Here is a 19,757-nt window from a genome sequence, read left to right as displayed (position 1 = left end):
AGAAACTCGATTGTATCTTTTAATGAACGATGATTAAAAATGTCAGATTCGTCCCAGTTCATGCTCATTTCAAAGTGTTTCTCCGTGAACAATCGAAATGAAATGTCGGGAAATTTCCGAAACGAGGAGGATGGCTCTTTTGAAGAGTATCGAGATGATTCGTCACGGACCATTGACATTAAAGGTGACTAATCACTTCACTGTTCTTTTTTGCAAGTCTGGGACGTCCGTGATTCGAGTGAACGGAGAAAGCATCACCCTTCATCCAAGAGAGGCCGTTCTCTTGGCAAGAGGACAAAGTGTCATGGTTGAGAAAATCGAGGAAGCATCACCGATGAGGTTGCTCGAGTTTGATCCGACTGCTTTGTTCCATCCCGAGTTGGCGAAGCGATATGTGACGCCATTTCTAAATACTGAAAAGTCCATACATATGATAAAACCGGAACGAGGTCATCAATCTATTATTCAGACGATTGAACGGGCCGTTCAACATTTATCTGCGGACGGTCCACTCGCATTGATGGATGCGACACTTCAATGTACAGTCATCTGGCGCTACTGGATTCAGCAAGAGACTGAAACGATGAAGAATGAGAACAAACGGGAAAGTCTTCGTCATATGCTTGCTTATGTCGACGCTCACATAGAGGACAGACCGACATTAGCCCAAATCGCTCATGCGGGCAGTGTGAGTCGAAGTGAGTGCTTTCGTTTGTTTGTATTCTTTGGAGACACATCTCCTATTGCGTATGTAAAGATGAAGCGAATGGAGCGGGCCGCCACTTTATTAGAAGATTTGACGGAAGGTATCGCAGACATCGCCAATCGCCTGAGCTACTCAAGTGTCAGTCACTTCGTACAGGCATTCAAAGCACATCATGCAATCACCCCGCTCGCCTATCGAAAACAATACCAAAAGAAAAGAGCCGAATAACCGGCTCTTTTCTTTTATCTTGCGGTCCACCCACCATCGGCTTTCAAAACATCTCCATTCACGAAGCTCGAATCATCCGATGCTAAAAAGAGGGCGACGTTCGCTATTTGCTCTGGTTCTCCCATCGGGGCTTCCCCCGCCGCTTGAATGGCGCGCATCCCAAGTTCGCTCGGTGCTGTGATGGTTGACCCAATATTCGTATTGACGCCACCCGGTGCGATGGCGTTTGCTCGAATCTTACCGAGCGTGCCATGTGTCGCCGCGATGTTCTTCGTCAATCCGATTAACGCATGTTTTGAGGCCACATACGCTGCACCACCTCGTGTACCGAATAATCCTCCGACCGATGCATTGTTGATGATGACGCCACCCCGGTTCTGCTTCTCCATCACTTGGATGGCGGCACGTGAAAGTTTCATCGGTCCGGTCAAATTGACGCCAAGGACACGGTCCCATAATTCATCCGTCACTTCTCCCACCGTCATGAAGTTGTCCATGATTCCCGCGTTATTGACGAGAATGTCGACCGAGCCGAACGTGTCTTTCGCCGCATCGACGAGTTTGTCAATATCCGTTTGATTCGTCACGTTACCAGCAATGCCAAGAACTTCCCCACCCGCTGCTTTGATTTCATCAACTACCGCCTGCACAGCATCTTCATTCAAGTCGAAGGCGACGACTCGTGCGCCTTCTTCCGCAAACAGTTTGGCGATGGCTCGCCCCATGCCTGAACCTGCGCCAGTGACAATTGCCGTTTTTCCTGAAAGCTTCATTCCTCATTCCTCCTTTGAAAGGTCAGAACGTATACGATGTGTGATGACAGTAATCTGCCTGTCACTATGTTATACCCACATTTGGTTGCGAGCCTCCTGAGAAACATGGCGATTTTTCTTCAATTGACTCCCAGCAATCTTTATACTTGAATGGAAAGCACTCCATTATATAAAGGAGAGATGACGTGAGACAATTCCATGCAACCGTCCATGGTCGAGGTGAACCTGTACTTTTCCTTCCCGGTGGAGGATTCACTGGGTCACAAGGCCAATTATTTGCCGAAGCATTACATAACGATTTCGAAGTTCACCTGTTAGATCTACCTGGGTTTGGTGAAAGTGAGGGACTACATACATTCGCCACGTCCAAAGTACTCGCGGACTGGGTCGAGACGTATCGAATCTCACGACACCTTGAAGCGGTTCGACTAATCGGTCATTCGATGGGAGGTGCCATCGCCCTGTCTTATGCAGTCCATTATCCAGACCAAGTCAGGCATTTGATACTTCTCGACCAAGGACATAAACCGAACGCTATGCTACCATATCGGGAATATGGCATCTTCGGATTCGCCTTACCGCTTTTACGTCTACTGTATCACCATTCACCACGACGCCTCTTGAACTGGATTGAAACGAAAGTGAATAAGAGTGACCCCACGTTTTCTGAAGAGCGGTTCCAACTGTTCTGTCGACGAATCGGGGTCGAGCCGACGTTATCGATTCGTTCTGCTGTCGAGCAATCGGCCCGTCTTTCGACCGGTGGCATACACTTGTTGTTTGGTTATGATGGATTGGATTTTAAGGACTTGTTACGACGCGTCCAAGTCCCGACGCACCTGTATTATGCGGATTTCACGGGAATTGATTTGAAGGAGGCGAAGCGAACGCTCCATCATGTCAAACGAGCGGAACGACTGCTTCATCCTTCTGTACAATTGATTGCAGTACCAGGTGGACACTTCGTTCAATGGAGCCGTCATTTCTCGATGGAAAACGTTGAGCGGTTCTTACATACATAAAACAAGACAGCGGAGAGGTTTCCGCTGTCTTGTTCGTCATGATGCCCAGTCGTGGCGCTTTAGCCATTCGTGAAGTTGATGCTGTAGCTCAGGGTGGAGCGGTTCACTGAGTTGTGAACGATATTGTTTTTTCACGTCCAAAATACTCATCTCACCATCGAAATGTTTCAACATATGGTCCATGTCCTTAATCTTTTGTACCTCGATATGCTCCGCGTGAAGTGCAGCGAGCTCATCTAGATGCTCGACGTCCGTTTGAACGTCCCGGTCTCCTGTCAGTGCGAGCGTCGGAATGTTCAATTGAACCAATCGTTCTCGAAGTGACACGTCTGTGTGTGCAAGATGCTCCCGTAACCATTTGGCAGGGAACTTCATCAGCTGGATCCGCATCGTATCCTGATCCGTTGCTGTGACGCGCTCGAACAGTTTTTGTTGTTTCCCGACGACCGACTTCTCATTCAAGCTAAAGCGAAGCAGTTTACCCTTGATCCCTTTCGTACGTCCCACTTCTTCGAGCAAAGCATATGCCTGTTCCTGCATGCTCGTCTTCAAGGCGACACCGGCACCAGACAACAGGATGAGACCAGAAACGGATTCACGTTCTGCTGCGAGTGTCGCGACGATACATCCTTCGCTATGGCCGAGCAATAAAACGTCTTGTGAGACATGGTCATGAGATTTCAGATAACGGACGACCGCCGACACGTCATCAACGAGTCCTGTCAGACCGACGCTATGTCGATTGCCACCACTCTTGCCAATCCCCCGTTTGTCATAGCGTAATGTGATGAATCCTTGTATCGTCAGCCATTCTGCTAAGTCTTTATACAAGTTTGACTTGAAGCCGGTACCGTTTCCGTCACGGTCCAATCCTCCCGTCCCTCCGATGAGGACGATGGCTGGAAAGGACGACCGTTCCTGATCGGGTGTCGTTATGGTGGCAGCAATGGTTGTTTCCCCTTGAATCAACACATTTTCTTGTTTATACATCATCCATCTCCTCCTTTTCTTCTACCGGCATGAACGCGTAGGAGAATTTCCGCAACGTACGTTCTTCAGATGGTTCATGCTCGAGCACTCCCTCTAAGAGATCGTAGAGACCTCTTAGGAATCGATCACTCTCGTCATCAGACAGATAAAGTGGGATACTCCGAAAGCCGACCTTGTCTCCTTGAAGGTCGATTTTGTCCCGCTTTAAATAGTCTCCGAAATCCATGAGCAGTGACATCGCGAACGTGTAACATATTTTATATAGTTGTTCACGATCTTCCTCTTCGACGACTTGATTGACAGCGGTCAATGGATTGTTTTGAATCGCGTACACTTTTTCATACACCCCACGTACTTTGTTCTCACTTGCGACAGATAAAATCTCGTCTTGTACCATCTTGTTGATATGGCGATAGAGGCTCGCTTGGGGCACATCGGGAAGCAACTTTGCCAACTCTCCGGTCGTCACTTGCTCGTTCATGAGAACGTGCTGAAAAATTTTCATGCGAATCGGGTTTAACAGACTTTTTAAAACGTCTTGATTCATCATCTTCACCTCATTATTATCATATTTGATAATATTATTACTTATGATAATATCATGTGTCCGAATATGTGTCTACGTCCATATAAAAAGCCGCCCTCATTGGCGGCTATATACATGTTCTTATCTCTCACAGGCGATTCCATCTTTGTCGCGATCACGTGCTTTGTTTGCGTCATATAGTGCTTTACTTACATATGGCGTGTAATGTGTCTTACCACCTTTATTTTTCGTCGTCTTTGACTTGGCTACACCACCTTTATACGTTTTGTTTAACTCTGTACAGTTTTTAAATGTCTTGACCGCTGCATCTACTGATTTTGTCGGTGTTGAAGACAATCCGATGACTAGAATGAATGTTGAAAGTGCTAGCATGACTTTTTTCATGAAATCCCTCCTCTTAGATGGTATATCGGGTAATTTTGTGTGAGTTGAATCATTCTCAAAACGACATAAAAAATCCTTCTCATTTTCTATAGAAAACAAAAAGGATATGATTCATTATTTCTTTTCAACGACACCTCGAACAATCGCGAAGAATACCCGGTTCGGAAGATAACGCTTGAGGGCAATCAAAAGGCCCGCTTGTTTACCTGCTGGATAACGGAGTCGTTTCTTCCGTTCGGTCGCGGCTCGCCAAATCGTCTCAGCGACAACGTCTGGACCTTCGGCGTTCGCACCAGCGGCATTCGTGTTATGGAGCGCAACCTCTGTGTAGTCATCATATACATCGAGCGGTTGGTCACGGACGAGTTCTTGGGAACGACCGTAAAAGTCTGTCTTAATCGGTCCCGGCTCAATCAATTTCATGTCGATATTGAAAGGTGCCAACTCGAACTGGAGCGATTCGATGAATCCTTCAATCGCCCATTTTGAACTGTGATACAAGCTGTAAATTGGGAATGTGATCTGTCCACCGACGGAGGAGACGGTCACGATCCGTCCGCTCCGCTGTTTACGGAAGTATGGCAGTGCTGTCCGGATCACATTCATGACCCCGAATACGTTCGTATCAAATTGCCGTTGAATCTGTTCAGGAGAGGCTTCCTCGAAAATCCCTACCGCTCCATACCCAGCATTGTTCAACAACACATCCATCGTTCCGTGATCCGAGACGATTTGTTTAAATGCCTCTCGGATACTCGTCTCGTTCGTCACATCTAGTTGATAGAGAGACACCCCTTTTAGGTGAGACAGTTCTTGATGATCTTCAGGTCTTCGCATCGTAGCGGCGACATGCCAGCCTCGCTTGCTGAACAGTTCGACCGTCGCTCGGCCAATTCCGCTCGATGCTCCTGTGATGACAATCGTTTGTTTTTGGTTCATATTCATTCCCCTTTAATGTTTATATGTTTAAACTTTTAAACTCATTGGTGAAAAAGAAGCCTTTCTCCCTGTTTCCAAAAAGAAAGGTCAAAGGATGCATTCGTCTTCAATCGCTCGTGTCAGTGCCTTCAGCAGTCCGACCGCGTTCTCGAGCGTCAGGAAGTAAAAGTTCTCTGTCCCGACTTTCTCTGATGAGACGATGCCCGCTTGTCGAAGTAGTTTGAGATGATGCGAGATGGCCGGTCGAGACAACTCAATCTTCTCATCAATCTGATTGACGTTTAAGCGTTCATGTTTGGCGATCTCGACGATGATGCGTTGACGATTGACGTCGGCTAATACTTGGAACAATGGAATCGCATCTTCAAATAAAGATAACGAGACTTCGGGTGTGGCATCTGGTTGTTTCATATTCATCACTCCGTTTAAAAGTTTAAACGTTTAATTCTGTACTAAGAATACTAGGTGATCCGCCTTCTGTCAACGAAGTTGTTCGTACACTTCACGTAGAATGCTTGCAATCATGTGTCTCGAGTCATAATCCCGCTTGGAGATTTTGACGAGCGGCGATGGTTCGGGGAAGAGCTGGGCATTGATGTCGTCAATGTTGTAGCCCGCTGCAGTTTTTGTTATCACGTTATCAGTCAAACGTTCTAGATAATCGAGCTTTTTGGTCAGTTGCTCCCTTCCCTGTTCGAGATGCCCGGCGTGTTGGCAATAAACTTCCTCGAAATTAAGACTCAGAACACGTTTGAGAGAACGAATCTGTTCAGGTACCGACTCCTCCGGAATCATCACCTTCGGATAAGGATGGACGAACAAATCACCCGAGAACAGCCGACCGTTCTCCTCGTCGTATAAGACGACGTGATTCGGTTCATGACCAGGTGTATGGATTACCTGATAAGTATGATGTTCTGATGTGATCTGATTGTCATAATAGGCAATCGGCTGAAACGGTTCGGGGTCTCCTGAAAAGCGTGCCCGATAATCTGGGATGTCTAGCCCCGTCCGGCACATGTCCCTGGCGGATTCTCGTATGTAAATTGGGACACCGTATGTCCGTTCAAGCCAGGCTGCCGTTCCGATATGGTCTTCATGGGGGTGCGTGATGCTGACAAGATCGATTGGAACCGACTCATAAAACGGTTGAAGTTCGGGTAGCATCGTGCGTGTTCCCGTATCGATGAGCATCCCGTCGATATAATACACATACATCGACATCTCGAATGGACCGTTCTTTACGTTGGCACAAACAGCCGTCACCGGTCCATAGTTCTTTATTTGCATCATGCGTCCCTCCAATTTTTCACTTTTCTTCATTATATCGAAAAAGAGCAAAGACCTGCAGTCATTTCACAGTTCTTTGCTCACCCTTATTTAGAGATTCTCTCCATTCGTCGCAATGACCTGTTTGTACCAGTCGAACGAGTCTTTCTTCATCCGCTCCATCGATCCGTTCCCTTCATTGTCACGGTCGACGTAAATCATCCCGTATCGCTTCTTCATTTCTCCCGTCGTGAACGAGACGATGTCGATGATGCCCCAAGGTGTGTAACCAATCAAGTCGACCCCGTCATAAATGACGGCTTGCTTCAATTGTTCGATATGGGCCTTCAAGTAATCGATTCGGGCTTTGTCATGAATCTTTCCGTCGACAATCTCATCGACGGCACCGAATCCATTCTCGACGATGAAGAGCGGAATTTGGTACCGGTCATAGAGTCGGTTGAGCACATAACGGAGTCCGACCGGGTCAATCGCCCATCCCCAGTCACTCGACTGGATATACGGGTTCTCGACCCCATTCGGCAGACCACCGTTGACGATATCGCCACTGTTGTCCGCGACGACGTCACTCTTCACGGTCGTCGACATATAGTAACTGAAACCGAGATAATCGACCTTTCCGTTCTGTAGGATTTCTTCGTCCCCTTCAAGGATTGGGATGTTATACCCTTCCCGCTCGAACTCGTTCAAGGCGTAGCTCGGATAGAAGCCTCGTACTTGTACGTCCGGGAAGAAATAGCGTTGACGCATCATCTCTTCGGCGAGCATGACGTCATCTGGGTTTGATGAATACGGATAAATCGGTACGTGAGAGACCATCGCTCCAATCTCGAAGTCAGGATTGATGGCTTTCCCTTTGGCAACGGCGAGAGCGCTCGCAATCAGTTCATGGTGCCCAGTCTGATACATGACTTCGCGGGCGTTCTCCCCTTCTTCTAAGAGGACTCCCGAATTCGTCCATAAGAAGAGTGGATTGTTGACGTCCATCTTGTTGTTGATTTCGTTGAACGTCATCCAGTATTTGACCTTGTCTTTGTAACGGTCAAAGCAGACCACAGCGAAGCGGACGAAATGCTCGACGACTTCACGATTTCGGAATCCCCCGTATTCACGGGCAAGATGGAGCGGCATCTCAAAATGCGACAGTGTGATGATCGGTTCGATGTCGTGTTTGAGTAGCTCATCGAACAAGTCATCATAAAATTGGAGACCCGCCTCGTTCGGTTCTGCATCATCACCATTCGGGAAGATGCGGCTCCATCCGATGGAAGTACGTAAACATTTTAATCCCATCTCAGCAAAGAGGGCCACATCTTCTTTATAACGATGGTAAAAGTCAATCGCCTCATGGTTCGGATAGAATTCATTCGGTTCGACCTTGTCTGTGATCCGGCGAGCGACGCCGTGTGCACCTGCCGTCAAGACATCGACGACACTCGGTCCTTTGCCATCAGCGTCCCAACCACCCTCGAATTGATGAGCGGCAAGCGCGCCTCCCCATAGAAAGTCGTTCGGTAATGTTTTCATTGTAAGTCCTCCTTCACATGAATCGTACACGTCAAGTATAATTGTACCGGTACAATTATACAAGGTCGGTACATTGAATTACTTTTGTTTTTTTCATGATATAATAGAATCAGTGACGAAAAAGTGAGGAATGACCATGCTAAAATACCAACAAATCGCGAATGAAATCGAACAATACATCCACGAACAAAACTTAAAACAAGGCGATAAGCTCCCTGTCCTTGAGCAGATGATGAATCAATATGCAGTGAGCAAGAGCACTATCACGAAAGCTTTAGAGCTGCTCGAACGAAAGGGTGTCATTTTTCAACTGCGGGGAAGCGGCATTTTCGTCAGACGACATAATCGACCCGGCTATATGAGCCTCTTCTCCACCCAAGGATTCAAGAGCAATCTCGGAGACCGTGTCTTGACGTCTGATGTGATTGATGTGTCTGTCGTGAAGCCAGACATGACCGTTGCGGAGAATCTAGTGATTGATGTGTCTGACGATGTGTACCGGGTCGAACGGGTGAGATATGTGGACGGGGAAGTGCTCTGTCACGAGGAATCCTATTATGTGAAAGCTATCGTCCCCTATTTAAATCGCGAAATTGTGGCCGACTCTATTTTCGATTATGTCCAAAGCGCGCTCGGCGTCACGATTGGGTTTTCTGACATGTATCTACAGGTCGATCGATTGACGGAAGTGGAAGCAGGCCACCTCGGATTGCAAGAGAATGATCCGACACTTCGCATCGAAACCATCTTTCATCTGACGAACGGAAAACCTTTTGACTATTCACGGATCACCTATCATTACGCACATTCCCAGTTCGTCATTCAGGCGAACGGACCCTATATGTGAAGAAACCCCTCATGCGCGCATGAGGGTTTTTTGTCGCGAGATGAATATCACTTCACGACCGGGAGATTGACCTGTTCGATGAGGACTCCACATCCTACAGTGATTAATAGATTCGATCCGATTAATTGACGCATATGCTGTATGTAACTCACTACACTACCCCTCTTTAATTAGAATTCAAAAAATCTTGATCTCCCCATTCACATGATCAATAAAAGAGTACGTGTCGTCAGCATCATGTGCGAGAATGAAATTTCCTTGTATACTTGGATGAAATTCAATAGTGAACGTCTCAAGCGTCTGCTCGTATGTCGGATATGAAAGGGACTGCCACACATTCTTCGCCTTCGGAATCTGAAGCTGAGGCAATAATTCGTCTTCAATCAATCCCTTCCAGTCTGGGTTATGCAATATAAAGCGAAACACGTTTTCAAATGGAGCAAACGTCCCACCTAAACCAAACGCCAATTTGATGGGAAACGCGCCTCTAACCACATGTTCAAAAAATGTCTCCATTTGGACAATACCAGTTGTCGCGACACGTTTCACTTGGTTTCCTTGAAGCGTCAACCAGTCTTCGTTATAGCTCAGAATCCAATCCTTCCCTCCTCTTAAGACGATGACCTCATTTGAAGAGAGCGTCAATTCCGACTCTAACACCTCACGATTTTTGATGGTTTTGGTCGTCACATGCTCTTCTTCCTGACTTTTAAAAGAGATGCGATGTTTTCTCGAATCCCTTACAGTCCGCTTACGCTCTATAAGTAATGGAAACTGTTCATTCTCCAAATGGCGAAAGATCAAGTAGATTGCTTCTCTGTCTCTCAATGCATGACTCGGTATGACCACTAATTCTAGTGGATTAAGATGATTGGATAGGTCTTTTGACATCATGTTGCTTTTCGTCTATTGAGGAACCAATATCCGAATGGCAATATCGCTAACACAGCAAAGCCAATCAATCGGTTGGTATTCGATGTTGGCTTGTTTGACTCTTCCTCATCCGAATGGACTGATGATGAGTCGCCTGCTCCACCTATCATTCCTTCTTCGGCATCCCCTTCAATACTTTCATTCTCTTCAACCAATAATACTTGAAACGCCTCAGTTGAAATTTCATCTCCGCTAATCATCTGTTTTGTATTAGATGTCAACGCCGTCAACATGTCCCCTTCGTAATCAAACCACGTCGACGCTTCTGAGTATTTCACGAGATTGCCTTTTACGTCCGTCAACGCTTTAGGGGTTTCTTTGTCTGAACCGAACGTTGAGAACGCATATGTACCCGCTGATTGTTCATATGTTCCGATCACGTTGACCGGTTCATCATCTTGAAAAACGGTCGCCACAAATTCTTTTGTTGGGACGAACGTACATGTTTCTCCCGTTTTGTAACAAGAGGAAGACGGTACGTATGTCTCGAGTAGTGGCCCAAAAGTGATGTTCTCACTGTCCGTCATATGATAATTAGCCGGATCATCTCCCTGAATATGATCCATCACAATGTTATAAAAATATGCATCTGCAAAACGTTCCGCCGAGGATTCAGTCATCTCGGCTGATACGGTCCTCGTGCTTGCAAGCAGTCCGACACAACATATGAGTAAGCCCGTCATTCTTCGCATGTGTTTCTCCTTTCATCACCCTGATGACTTCAACAACATCGCGTAATTGTTTTCTTCCTTCTCCAAGTACAATATGGTCGATTTGGCTGTGTTGGTCGAGCCGGTTGATCAACAGCTCCACATTACAGTCTTTTTTAATCAAGTAAGAGACCCAATACGCCGTCTGTTGAATCAAATCTTCGTATTGAGCATGGAGCCCATTCCCGAGCGGACCGCTCAAATCAAGAGAGACTGTGAACGTGTCGAGATTTTGACGTTCGTAAACTTTTACCTGTACACAACCGACCTTTGATGTGGCGACCCAGTCGATTGTTTGGCAGGATCCTCCCATAGTTTTAATCCTTTATTTAAAAATAGGATTAAAAGGATTATACCATTCAATTTAACGGAATATTCAGTTATTTTTAGACAAAAGAAAAATGCCCGTTCATTGAACGAGCATCCACCATTCTCTACCTTCATCTTCTTCGTCGAACAACCATCCTTCAAATCCATACACGCGAATATCCTGGTCGCTACGGATGTCCCATTGGTTGATAAACGTTTTGACATGTAGAATCGGGATCCATTTTTGATGGGATGAATCACGCCGCACAAACGTTTGTAACTCCTTTTCATCTTCAAACACGAGAAATTCAGAGTTCCAGAGTGTAGGAAAATCTAGCAGCACGACAACTCGCATTCGCTCATCCACACGCAACTCTACTAGTCGTTTCGCTTCATCGAGCAGAACATGGATGATTGCCTGTTTGATTTGGGCACTGTGTTGAACATCCAATAAAAAAGTTTGTTCGACCGGAATCTTGGTATTCCAATTACCATTATGAAACTCATTTGGAAAATCATGATGATTTTCTTACATATTACGCTGAAGACGAATTAACTTTCGTTTTAGACCACGCACTTTCCGATGTCTCATTTCAGGATGGACTCGACTTGCTTCATATGGTGCCGGTCATGCCCGATGAATTCTTCGATGATTACGTGCAGTGAGTATGGGACACCTTGATTTGGATCATGAGAGACTCCGTTCGCTGACGTCTTAAAAGTCAACGTCTCTTCACTTAAGGACTCGAGCATGTTGACGAGCGTTTGTCGACTGCTAAGGGATTCTTTCAAAACCGCGTCACCTGTCAATTTTTCCGCCCTTTTCGTCGCCCGTGCGTTAAACGAGTCAAAGTCAGGGAAAATCATTCCTTCCCCGTTCTTCACCGATGGGATGATGACATTCAAAAGATGGTTGTCCCAATGGGCGATATGTAAAACGATTTGCTTTATGGACCACTTCTCCGAGTTTATTTGTTCATTCCAATCGGATTCACTCAGCTTTTCTAACGAATCGAGCCATTCTGTGTACGATGCGAATTCTTTAATAACTTGCATCAAATCCCCTCCCCGTTCTCTTCATATTACTGCGATTATAGCACGAACGAGTCTTTTCAAATCAAAAAACGGCACCGTTCTTCATGAACGATGCCGTGCGTATCTCTATAACCAGACTGGTAATGAGAAGAAAACTAAGAACAATACGGTCAAGACACCGACGACCGGACTGAGTGACCGGTAGCCCTTCTTGAACAAGACAATCATCGTGTAGGCGATGAACCCGAGCCCGATGCCATCGACGATGGAATACGTGAACGGGATCATGATGATGACAAGGATTGCCGGGAAGGCATGCTCCCAGTTATCGAGTGGCAAATGCTTCACGTTCTGGAACATCATCATCCCGATGATAATCAACACCGGAGCGATCGCCGTCACCGGAATGATTGCAAAGAGCGGTAGCAATAAGAGCGATACCACATACAATCCAGACGTGACGAACGAAGCAATCCCGCCTCTTGCCCCGACTGATATCCCGGCAGCCACCTCGACCGTCGAGACGGTCGGGCTTGACCCGAACATGGCCCCGGCCATCGTCGAGAGACCTTGTGCGACGAGACCTTTCGGCGCCTCTTCTTCTTTGCCGATTGCCCGTGTCTGATTCTGAATCAAGCTGATGTTTTCAATCAACAAGACGAGCGTCAGCACACCGACCGCGACGAAGAAGAGTGGAGATGTCGACTCGGCGAACGAGATGTTTCCAAATACCGTGCCGAACGACTCGAAGAACGGTGTCAACGCGAAGCTTCCCGTCCAATCGAGTGTTCCCATCACGGCACTGAGTCCGACACCGAAACCGATCGTCCAAAGGAAGCTGCTCGGCCCCATCTTCAAGAACAGTAAGATGGCGACGAAGAGTGACAGGAATGCGACTTGGACGTCACGCTCCCCGAGATCACCGATGTGAAGCAATGCCCCACCCCCGCCTGAGACGATCCCTGCCGCCTCGAGCCCGATCAAGATGAGGAAAAGGCCGAGACCGACCGTCAATCCGTCATGAATGATCGGTGGAAACGCGTTCGCCAATTTCCTCGCCACTTTGGTGACCGTCAATAATACGACGAGTACACCTGAGACGAACGAGACCGCGAGCGCACTTTGCCAGCTCAACCCCATTTGTAGGACGAGCGTGTACGTGAAGAGCGCATTAATCCCCATTCCCGGTAACAAGAGAAGCGGTAGATTGAAGAATCCCGCAATCAACGTCCCGATGATGCTTGTCAAAATCGCTCCGACGAGCGCCCCCTCGAACGGGAGTCCGGCTTGTGTCAAAATTGCCGCATGCACGGCCGGGATGTATGCTGTCGCCAGAAAGTTCAGCACGCCCCCGTATGTTTCTGTTTTCCATTCTGTTTGTTTTGCCATAGGAATCAATCCTTTATTGGCACCCTCACCCACCCGTGTATACACACGAGATTGATTATATCCTGTCAGACATCTAACAAGCAAGAGTGATTCGACTCAATTCCTTCTTTGGACCCATTCATGAGACCGATTCCATCAAAAGATTCATTTTATAAAACAAGAACGTTTGTTCTTATTTTCGGCGCATTTTTGCGAACAAATCTGTTATAATGAAGAAGCAGGTTAACGCAGCAATAGTGGGGTCAGCCGCCAAGTCCACAATGGAGGAAGGCGGTGGTGCGGATGGAACAACTTTGGACCTGGGTTGGGGATTATGTCATGATCCCAATCCTCGCTCCGATCATCGTTCACTTGGTGATTCACCGAACATCCGATCGTGCAACGTCTGAACGCACAAAAAAATGACCCCCTCGGCGCAATGAGATGGGTCACTTTCTGATTCACTAACCATTGTGGCGGCTGGGACCACTCTTAAAGTGGTAGCCTGTAAGCCAGAGGTCGGTGTGTCCAGCACCGGTCTCTTTCTACTTGCATCATACCATACTTTATCCGCGTTTTCAGTAAGAGAAACATCATTTGACACGAAAATCACAAATAATCTTACCGCTCAGGATCAATCAGCCTGAGCGGTTTTTATTCATCTCACTGTATCGTGAGAACCAGACGAGCATCGCGTCCGCATCTTCTTTCGGGATATCATCGATGGTCTCAACAGATAAGAATCCTCCACGTGTCGAGAATTGCACCGTACATAGTCCAAAACGACGTTGCAAGAGCGATTGCTTCACTTGAATCTGTTCGATCCGTGGTTTGTCCGTCAAGAACGACCGGACGTTGAATGCACCCGTCCGCAATTGAATGAATTGATCGGTACGGACATATTTTGTCGTGACGTAACTGAGCACACGTCCCCCGATGATAATGGCCCATAAAAGAAGTAGCCACCATGCATAATCTCGGAAGAAATAGAGCACGAGTCCTGATAAGATGAAGCCGAACCAGCTGATTCGCAGTAGTTTGATTCCTAACGCTTTTTTTGGAAGTCGATGTAATTCATCCGACCATGTGAAGTGCGTGAAGTGCTCACGGAGTACTCGCATTGCACGGTCACGTCGAACGAACGGAAGAATTGTTGATGATTCGTCCTTTAATTCATCCATCGTTCCTGCTGCGACAAGTTCGACTCCAACGATATGGAACCAGCGACGGATGAACGTCTCTTTGATTCGAATCGCTTGAATCTTCTCATACGGGATCTCTTTCGCACTCCGGTTCAATAATCCTTTTTCGACGCGAATGCGCTCCCCTCTTCGTTCGAGTCGGAAGTTCCCATATTTCAAGAAGTTGATGACCATGCCGATCACGACCGACAGCATCAGCACCCCGATGACGAGAAGACCGATGACGATGATGGACGCATGGACCACATAATCTTCGACCTGGTTGAACGCCCCATCCAAATTGATGAAGTCATCAATCGAAGAGATGATCGTTGAAGCGACCGGGAAGATGGCGAACACAGAGAGCGACGTGATGGAGGCCAATACGATTTCGCGCGTAGATAAGGCGTACAACAGGCGACTTGGTACCGGTGCTGCCTGTGCAGGCGTCTCATCCGACTCTTCTGAGTCATCTACCGCTACTCCGCTTTGTTTCCGATGACGGACCTGTTCGAGAATCTCTTCCAGTCGTTTGGCTTCAGTCGGGAAGACACCCGCTAATTTGAAAGAAGCATCGTCACTGTTGGCATTCGTATCGAACGTCAATTCGACGACACCAAGCAACCGATAGAGGAATGGACTGTTCGAATGAACACTTTGAATCTTATAGAGTGGAAGCGATTTTTCTTTTTTCAACCAATTCCCTTCGATGACATAGACAGTCTTTTCATCGAGGGCATATCGGAAGTTTAACCATCCGAAGAACTTCTGAACAATATCGAGTAATAGGAAGAGTAAAATCCCGACTCGGATGATGATACCGAATGTCGAGTCCCAGTCGTTGTTAAGCACAAAGAGTAAAACGATTGGAATGGCGAACGACTTGATGACTTCGAGAATACGCAGCACCAAAACGCGACTCGGGAGTCGATGCCATGTTAACGCGGTCTCGGTCATACGACATCCTCCTCTTCAATGCGTGCATAGATGGCAATCTGTTCACGGAGTGTCTTGGCGAACGACTCTTCAATCGCATAGATTTCGTGAGAACCGGCCGCTGTCCCGATGGTGATGGTCTGTAACCCGTATTTACGGAGAAGAGGTCCTTGTTCCGCATGAACATATTGGACCTTTGTCATCGGGATGAGCACATCGTGTGTCGTGATGATCCCATGGTGAATCCGAATCTCGAGTGGCTGAACGTCATACGTGAATCGTTCTTGTTTCCACTTTTGGAACCAGATGAGATCAATCAAACTATAGACGACATCGATGACGAGTAGCACAATCAAACCAATCTGTATCCAAGTTGGCCAGTCGAACCAGTAAGCGGCCGCCACGAGAGCTCCTGTGACAAGAAGTCCGATGAGATAAAAAATCGCACTTGATAACCGGAAGACGGCACGTGCCTCGATTGGAAGTGTGCCGCTGATTCGTTGTGGTGTGACACCTTCTTCAGGTGTCGGTGTTGTTTCTGACATGGTGAATCCCCCTATCGTCTTATGTATCTGTCTTTATTGTATACGCATTTCTTCTCGAAAAGTTTCAGGATTCGGTCTGGAATGTACTTAAGACTTCATAAAAACTCGTAAAATAATGGATAATACAATCTTTTTCATTTCCCTGCCCCTTCAAGTGTAGATAATGACAACGAATCGGTTGACGCAGACAATGATTTTTCTAGACTAACACAACTTGAGATTATTACCAAATAATTCATTAATCCTTTATTGACTCATATATAATTGGATTTTATTTACACCTTAGGATATAGCTGAGATAATTAAATCAATATCGTTATCAATTCAATCACTTCACAATCATCGAGGTAACTATGAGACAAAACATATTAAAAGAATTAATTCCTTTTTATTTTAGACAGATGAGCCGAAATGTATTCTATTTGATTGCACTTATCTTTATCCCGATTGTCCTCATATTTAAAATCGTTGCGAACGTGAACGATCCGTTCGAGTACATGATGTTTCCTGATGTCTTAGAAGGTATAGTGATTCCTATTCAAGGTGTTATGTTGATTGTCAGCGTAGTCATGTATCGTCTTACTTCAGATGAGGCACAATACAGAAGTCAATTGACTCTTCCGAACATTGTGTGGATTCAATTTCAAAAGATTGTCGCCATACTCTTCATACATACGTTCTTTTCATTTTGTGCCATCTTACTCGGGCTTCTACCTGTCGTCACTTATTTCTCATTTAATCAAATCGAAACATGGTCCTTTTATCAGCAGCTGTTATTCCATTCACTTACTTTCTATCTACTTCCACTACTAATTGCATCGGTATGGGGAATCAATGTGGGTCTCCTGTTCGGAAAAAAGCGAAGCGGCATTCTCGTCCTCTTTATCCTATGGATATTGTTCGGACCACTGAATACAGAGATTTTTTCTGAGTTCTTCTTAGAAAAAGGATTTAATAGCCCGAATGCTTTCTTCTTTTTCGGACCTCTACAACCTGAGGTCATCTATTACGAACTAACAGGTTTTTTGAGTAGCAACGCACTATTTATTAAGAACATGTTGATTTTATGTTTTCATTTTGGACTCACCCTATGGATCATATCGTGTTGGGCAATCAGAAGGAGTCATCGTATTCAGATGACAGTCTTGGCAATTATGCTGTTCTTAGTGATTGCATCTAGTGCTTCTTTCGCATTAAGCCATGACCAGTTGGTATTCGATCGTTCTCTCGATACGGAAACGACAAAACATTATGAACTACCTTATCCATATGATTTTTCACAAATAGATTCACTTTTGAACTTTGAAATAATCAATGTTCAGTTGAAATTAGCGAAGCAATCACATGGTCAGTTCGAAGTGGAAGCAGACTATACTTTAGTTTCGAGTACAGAAACTATTGTGTTATCGCTCTATCATCCTTACGAGGTAAAACATATCAGTGTAAACCAGCGAGAAGTCTCGTTCCATCAAGTTGGAGATTTCATCGAGATTGAGGCTGTAACGCTCGGAGTACCAACTGCATTGTCTGTCCGATATACAATCCCAAACACAAGTCAATTCCCAATCACTAATGAAGTAACTTATCTGCCTGCTTGGTTAAACTGGTATCCAACAAAACAATCTTATCCAAACAGCAGACTCGGGTCTGAGAACTTTAAACCTGTGATTAATCGAACGAATAGCTTACCTGTCACGTTGCATTATTCGCCACAATCTAAGTTTTTAACAAACCTTATCGAGCAAGCTCCTGCTCATTATGAAGGTGTACAGGCAGGGGTGACGTTGTTTGAGGGATCATTTGAAGCGTATCAAGCGGAAGATCAAGAAATAATCGTCGATCAGTCATGGACACCACCATACTCGTATTGGCCGATTCTAAAAGAAACGCTTCAATCAATTCATGAACTCACTGAAAGAGAGTTTGGCATATCAAGCTCCTTGCCTGATAAGATCATCCTCCTATCGCCTAATCTTGAGAAATTCAGTTACCGAGATAATCAGCATTTACTCCTTCATGTGGGGAGCAATTTACGATTAGATCATGACCTACCAGAAGTCGTTCGGGCATACATGCCTGCCTTGTTTTGGTCACATTCAAACACAGACAGCCAAATCCAGCCGACACGAGCGGCATTCGATGATGCGATGGCTTTTTGGCTGTCAGTCGAATTGAATCTCCCCTCACCGCTCGAACCAGACCCTTTCTTCTTAGAATCAATTCTTAACGGGGAGGAACTGAGGACATCTAAAAAGCAAATATCTGAATTCATGCAATTGACTCATCAACAGCAACTCATCTTTTTGAAAAAATGGTATCGGGATTTGAACAGTGCGTCAAAAGTATAAGTGATTTGGAGGTACACCATGATACAAGTGGAACACATCGTGAAAAGGTACAAGAAACATATGGCTCTCGATCATGTCTCGCTAAACATTGAAGGGATATATGGTCTCCTTGGGTCGAACGGAGCGGGAAAGACGACATTAATGAAAATCATTTGCGGGCTAACGAATGCGTCCGGTGGAGATATCCGGGTGAACGGTCAATCAATGATGAAACGTAAATATGCAGATACAGCTGGAATAATTGGTTTCTTAGCCCAAGACTTTAATGTTTATCCTTCCTTGTCTGTAAAAGAAGTTCTCTTTCATCTAGCCCTATTGCAAGGTATCGTCGACCGCAAGAAACAAGAGAGTGTCATTCAACAAGCGTTAGAAAGAGTCAACTTGACCGATAAATCCCACCTGAAGATGGAAGAACTATCAGGTGGGATGCGACGCCGCGTTGGGATTGCTCAATTGTTGCTGCGTGAGCCGAAGATACTCGTCTTCGATGAACCGACTGCAGGCCTTGATATCGAAGAACGAATCCGCTTCCGAAACCTTCTTCGCGACTTAAGTCATGATCATACAATCATTATTTCTTCACATATCGTGGAGGATATTGAGTTCTTGTGTACGAAGATTGGACTCTTATCCGATGGACACGTCTTATTCGAAGGCACACCTGAGGAATTGAAGAAGAAAGCAGAAGGTTCGTTGGCGGAAGCGCAAATCAATCTTATGGAATTGAATAAATGGGTGAAAGATCATGATGTAGTACATATCGAAGAAACATCAGACGGAGCCTGTATCCGATATTTTGATGAAGAGAAAGGCGATGCGAAAATCGTTCCTCGGCTTTCGGATGGTTACTTAGCTGTGATGAGGGCGCAATGATGGATATATACCGTTTACTAAGAATTCAATTGTTTGAATGGAGATATCAGCGGTTACTCGGGATTATCCCGCTATTTGTATTCTGCGCTTCTCTTCTTGTTATAGTTAGGGACAGTTCTGAACTGCACCTCAGTATACAGATTGTCCATTCTCTCTATCTGCCTTGGATTTCATGGTCTGTCATTCTCTATTTTCAGCCGTTATATGACACAGGGGCTTATTACACATTAATCCCACACTACCGAAAATGGATTAGTTTAAACTTC

Annotated in this window: 21 protein-coding genes and 1 pseudogene; 6 read left to right on the top strand and 16 right to left on the bottom strand. The window is 45.8% G+C overall.

The genetic code is table 11. The features are described 5' to 3' along the window. Positions 1 to 139: 139 nt before the first annotated feature. Complete coding sequence (locus tag F3H97_RS04750; protein WP_196430728.1) at positions 140 to 934, top strand: helix-turn-helix transcriptional regulator; 795 nt, start codon at positions 140 to 142, stop codon at positions 932 to 934. Between the two features lie 14 nt (positions 935 to 948). Here the strand turns inward: F3H97_RS04750 and F3H97_RS04745 are convergent, their stop codons facing one another. Beyond that, positions 949 to 1,707 (bottom strand): glucose 1-dehydrogenase, encoded by a 759-nt coding sequence (locus F3H97_RS04745; RefSeq protein WP_196430727.1) that lies wholly within the window; start codon positions 1,705 to 1,707, stop codon positions 949 to 951. Positions 1,708 to 1,892: 185 nt separating this feature from the next. On the opposite strand from F3H97_RS04745, the gene F3H97_RS04740 reads away from it, so the two are divergent. After that, a complete protein-coding gene (locus F3H97_RS04740; RefSeq protein WP_196430726.1) occupies positions 1,893 to 2,729 on the top strand; it encodes an alpha/beta hydrolase in 837 nt (278 codons plus the stop codon). A 36-nt stretch (positions 2,730 to 2,765) separates the two neighbouring features. On the opposite strand, the gene F3H97_RS04735 is transcribed toward F3H97_RS04740, so the two are convergent. The 7 genes from F3H97_RS04735 to bglA all read right to left on the bottom strand — a co-directional run bounded on the left by F3H97_RS04735 (position 2,766) and on the right by bglA (position 8,406). After that, positions 2,766 to 3,719 (bottom strand): alpha/beta hydrolase, encoded by a 954-nt coding sequence (locus F3H97_RS04735; protein ID WP_196430725.1) that lies wholly within the window; start codon positions 3,717 to 3,719, stop codon positions 2,766 to 2,768. Beyond that, positions 3,712 to 4,266 carry a helix-turn-helix domain-containing protein gene (locus F3H97_RS04730; protein WP_196430724.1) on the bottom strand — a complete coding sequence of 185 codons (555 nt, stop codon included), beginning with the start codon at positions 4,264 to 4,266 and terminating at the stop codon, positions 3,712 to 3,714. The genes F3H97_RS04735 and F3H97_RS04730 overlap by 8 nt, the downstream gene beginning before the upstream one ends. Positions 4,267 to 4,386: 120 nt before the next feature. Beyond that, complete coding sequence (locus F3H97_RS04725; RefSeq protein ID WP_196430723.1) at positions 4,387 to 4,650, bottom strand: excalibur calcium-binding domain-containing protein; 264 nt, start codon at positions 4,648 to 4,650, stop codon at positions 4,387 to 4,389. Positions 4,651 to 4,764: 114 nt separating this feature from the next. Next, complete coding sequence (locus F3H97_RS04720) at positions 4,765 to 5,589, bottom strand: SDR family oxidoreductase (protein WP_196430722.1); 825 nt, start codon at positions 5,587 to 5,589, stop codon at positions 4,765 to 4,767. Positions 5,590 to 5,676: 87 nt separating this feature from the next. Further along, positions 5,677 to 6,000, bottom strand: coding sequence for an ArsR/SmtB family transcription factor (locus F3H97_RS04715; protein ID WP_074037016.1), 324 nt, complete (start codon positions 5,998 to 6,000; stop codon positions 5,677 to 5,679). Between the two features lie 69 nt (positions 6,001 to 6,069). Next, positions 6,070 to 6,879, bottom strand: a complete 810-nt coding sequence (locus F3H97_RS04710; protein WP_230872810.1) for an MBL fold metallo-hydrolase — start codon at positions 6,877 to 6,879, stop codon at positions 6,070 to 6,072. A gap of 90 nt (positions 6,880 to 6,969) precedes the next feature. After that, positions 6,970 to 8,406, bottom strand: a complete 1,437-nt coding sequence (bglA, locus tag F3H97_RS04705; protein WP_196430720.1) for a 6-phospho-beta-glucosidase BglA — start codon at positions 8,404 to 8,406, stop codon at positions 6,970 to 6,972. Between the two features lie 136 nt (positions 8,407 to 8,542). Here bglA and F3H97_RS04700 point away from each other — a divergent pair, with 136 nt between their 5' ends. Then, on the top strand, positions 8,543 to 9,253 hold the full coding sequence (locus F3H97_RS04700; protein ID WP_196430719.1) for a GntR family transcriptional regulator: 711 nt from the start codon (positions 8,543 to 8,545) through the stop codon (positions 9,251 to 9,253). Between the two features lie 177 nt (positions 9,254 to 9,430). On the opposite strand, the gene F3H97_RS04695 is transcribed toward F3H97_RS04700, so the two are convergent. From F3H97_RS04695 to F3H97_RS04670, 6 genes and pseudogenes are all read right to left on the bottom strand, one after another. Next, positions 9,431 to 9,943 (bottom strand): hypothetical protein, encoded by a 513-nt coding sequence (locus tag F3H97_RS04695; protein WP_196430718.1) that lies wholly within the window; start codon positions 9,941 to 9,943, stop codon positions 9,431 to 9,433. Positions 9,944 to 10,143: 200 nt separating this feature from the next. Continuing rightward, the gene (locus tag F3H97_RS04690; RefSeq protein ID WP_196430717.1) at positions 10,144 to 10,878 is read right to left on the bottom strand and encodes a hypothetical protein; all 735 of its coding nucleotides are present in this window, start codon (positions 10,876 to 10,878) and stop codon (positions 10,144 to 10,146) included. Then, positions 10,799 to 11,209: a DUF58 domain-containing protein gene (locus tag F3H97_RS04685; protein ID WP_230872809.1), complete on the bottom strand. Its 411-nt coding sequence runs from the start codon at positions 11,207 to 11,209 to the stop codon at positions 10,799 to 10,801. Before F3H97_RS04685 ends, F3H97_RS04690 begins: the two co-directional genes overlap by 80 nt. Before the next feature lie 96 nt (positions 11,210 to 11,305). Then, positions 11,306 to 11,716: pseudogene (locus tag F3H97_RS04680) on the bottom strand (DUF3916 domain-containing protein); the annotation flags it as partial. Positions 11,717 to 11,793: 77 nt separating this feature from the next. Continuing rightward, positions 11,794 to 12,261 carry a DinB family protein gene (locus tag F3H97_RS04675; protein ID WP_196430716.1) on the bottom strand — a complete coding sequence of 156 codons (468 nt, stop codon included), beginning with the start codon at positions 12,259 to 12,261 and terminating at the stop codon, positions 11,794 to 11,796. A gap of 105 nt (positions 12,262 to 12,366) precedes the next feature. Further along, positions 12,367 to 13,629: an NCS2 family permease gene (locus F3H97_RS04670; protein ID WP_159562297.1), complete on the bottom strand. Its 1,263-nt coding sequence runs from the start codon at positions 13,627 to 13,629 to the stop codon at positions 12,367 to 12,369. Positions 13,630 to 13,911: 282 nt separating this feature from the next. Between F3H97_RS04670 and F3H97_RS15095 the strand changes: the two genes are divergently transcribed. Then, positions 13,912 to 14,034: a hypothetical protein gene (locus F3H97_RS15095; RefSeq protein WP_255349577.1), complete on the top strand. Its 123-nt coding sequence runs from the start codon at positions 13,912 to 13,914 to the stop codon at positions 14,032 to 14,034. A 212-nt stretch (positions 14,035 to 14,246) separates the two neighbouring features. On the opposite strand, the gene F3H97_RS04665 is transcribed toward F3H97_RS15095, so the two are convergent. Both F3H97_RS04665 and F3H97_RS04660 read right to left on the bottom strand, forming a co-directional pair. Then, on the bottom strand, positions 14,247 to 15,746 hold the full coding sequence (locus F3H97_RS04665) for a PH domain-containing protein (protein ID WP_196430715.1): 1,500 nt from the start codon (positions 15,744 to 15,746) through the stop codon (positions 14,247 to 14,249). Next, the gene (locus tag F3H97_RS04660; RefSeq protein WP_196430714.1) at positions 15,743 to 16,270 is read right to left on the bottom strand and encodes a PH domain-containing protein; all 528 of its coding nucleotides are present in this window, start codon (positions 16,268 to 16,270) and stop codon (positions 15,743 to 15,745) included. The genes F3H97_RS04665 and F3H97_RS04660 overlap by 4 nt, the downstream gene beginning before the upstream one ends. Positions 16,271 to 16,623: 353 nt before the next feature. On the opposite strand from F3H97_RS04660, the gene F3H97_RS04655 reads away from it, so the two are divergent. Both F3H97_RS04655 and F3H97_RS04650 read left to right on the top strand, forming a co-directional pair. Beyond that, the gene (locus F3H97_RS04655) at positions 16,624 to 18,618 is read left to right on the top strand and encodes a hypothetical protein (RefSeq protein WP_196430713.1); all 1,995 of its coding nucleotides are present in this window, start codon (positions 16,624 to 16,626) and stop codon (positions 18,616 to 18,618) included. A gap of 18 nt (positions 18,619 to 18,636) precedes the next feature. Then, positions 18,637 to 19,491 carry an ATP-binding cassette domain-containing protein gene (locus tag F3H97_RS04650; RefSeq protein ID WP_196430712.1) on the top strand — a complete coding sequence of 285 codons (855 nt, stop codon included), beginning with the start codon at positions 18,637 to 18,639 and terminating at the stop codon, positions 19,489 to 19,491. The last annotated feature ends 266 nt before the right edge of the window (positions 19,492 to 19,757 follow it).

Origin of the sequence: Exiguobacterium sp. SRB7LM (assembly GCF_015712685.1) — a bacterium.
Classification (GTDB): Bacteria; Bacillota; Bacilli; order Exiguobacteriales; family Exiguobacteriaceae; genus Exiguobacterium; species Exiguobacterium profundum.
This window is presented reverse-complemented; position numbering and strand designations above follow the sequence as displayed.